The organism is Pseudomonas sp. 05T35, assembly GCF_056396605.1.
The window spans coordinates 1-1,587 of the sequence record NZ_JBFTLU010000688.1; the positions used below are offsets into that span (position 1 = coordinate 1).

2 protein-coding genes are annotated in these 1,587 nt (G+C 59.3%); both read right to left on the minus strand.

The window, feature by feature from the left end:
- The coding region (locus tag AC1DH9_RS28880) for a leucine-rich repeat domain-containing protein (RefSeq protein ID WP_477809306.1) at positions 1-280 on the minus strand (280 nt) is incomplete at its 3' end.
- Positions 281-368: 88 nt separating this feature from the next.
- Entirely contained in the window at positions 369-1,502 is a 1,134-nt protein-coding gene (gene zapE, locus AC1DH9_RS28885) for a cell division protein ZapE (protein ID WP_427545322.1), read from the minus strand.
- Positions 1,503-1,587 lie beyond the last annotated feature (85 nt).

Here is a 1,587-nt window from a genome sequence, read left to right on the forward strand (position 1 = left end):
GGCGATTGGCCTTGAAGCCGATCATCGTCAGTTGTGCGCATTGGCCGAGGCAGGTCGGCAGCTCGCGGAACTGATTGTCCGAGCAAAACAGTACGCGCAGATGTGTCAGGCGATGCAGGTCATCCGGCAAGCTGCTCAAGGCATTGCCACTGAGGTTGAGCACCTCCAGGGTGTCTGCCAGGTCGAAGATTTCCCGGGGAAACTCGGTCAGGCCGCACGACAGATCCAGACGTTTGAGCCCGGCAAGCGCGCCGGCCCGCAGTTGTGCAAGGGTATGCATGAACACATCCAACCAATGAGAAGAGAACGGCAAGTCGCCCACAAAAAACGCCGCCATGATAACGGCAAAATCCGCTGCACTGGACGCTTTATAGCGCTGGCCCGACGTCCACCAACTGCCCCAGGCGACTGCGGGTACGCGCCAGGTCGATGGCGTCACCGCCCAGGTGTTCACGCAGCGGCCGTTCGCCGAGCAGGATCAGGCGCTTGTCCTGGTCGTAGAGCACGTCGATCAGGTTGATGAAGCGCTGTTGGGTCGCAATCGAGCAGTCCGCCAGATCGGGCAGTGCCTCGATGATCCAGGTGTCGAAGCGTCGGCACAGTTCCAGGTAATCCATCACGGCCGTGGGTTGTTCGCACAGCTCGTTGAAGGTGAAGGCAATGGTCCGGTCCTCGCAATGCAGAGCCTGTAGCTGGCGCGTACCAACCGGCAGGACGATGGCCGAAGTGTCCGGTTGCGGCAGTTTCAAGGCCTGACGTTGCGAGGTCGTGGTTGGCCATCGGTATTCACCCTGGGTGAATACCTGCTGCGTATGGTTTTGCACCTGACTGCGATAATCATGAGGGCCGCCGACTTCCATGACCTGCATATGTGCATGGATCAAGTCGATGACCGGTTTGAAGCGTGCATGGTAGAGCGGATTCGGCAACAAGCCCTGAGGCGGGTAGTTGGACGTGACCAACAGCAGGATGCCGCGCTGGAATAGCGCTTTGAACAAGTGTGCGATGAGCATCGCGTCGCCGATGTCATGCACGTGAAACTCGTCGAAACACAGCACCCGACAGTCTTTGAGCAGTTCATCCAGGGTGCTTGCCAGCGCATCGGTGTGTGCTCGATGGCGAAACATGCCCTGATGCAGTTGCACAAAAAAATCATGGAAGTGCAGGCGGTGTTTTTCGGCCACCGGCAAGGCCCGGAAAAAACCRTCGAGCAGCCAGCTCTTGCCACGGCCGACGGCACCGTGCAGGTAGAGGCTTTGAGGTGTCTGCGCAGGGGTGCGTCTGGCCAGCAGTGCGTTCGCCAACTGGGCCATGCACTCAATCACCCGTTGCTGGCCGTGGCTGAGGGTGTAGCCCTGAGCATGGGCCTTGTGGCGAAAGTAGTTGTGGATGATTTGAGCGCTTTCACCATTGTTTTCAGGAGCGACCAGGGACTTGCCAAGGAGCCTGCGCAGGGTTGGCCAACGTGGTTTGAGTCGTGAGCGGTTTGGCGGGATAGCCAAGTGTTGTCCCCCCGTGGTCGTTATGCCTGCTCCCCCTGAGCGATGGCGGTGCAAGTTTAACCAGCCGGTGAGTTTCCCTTCCAGC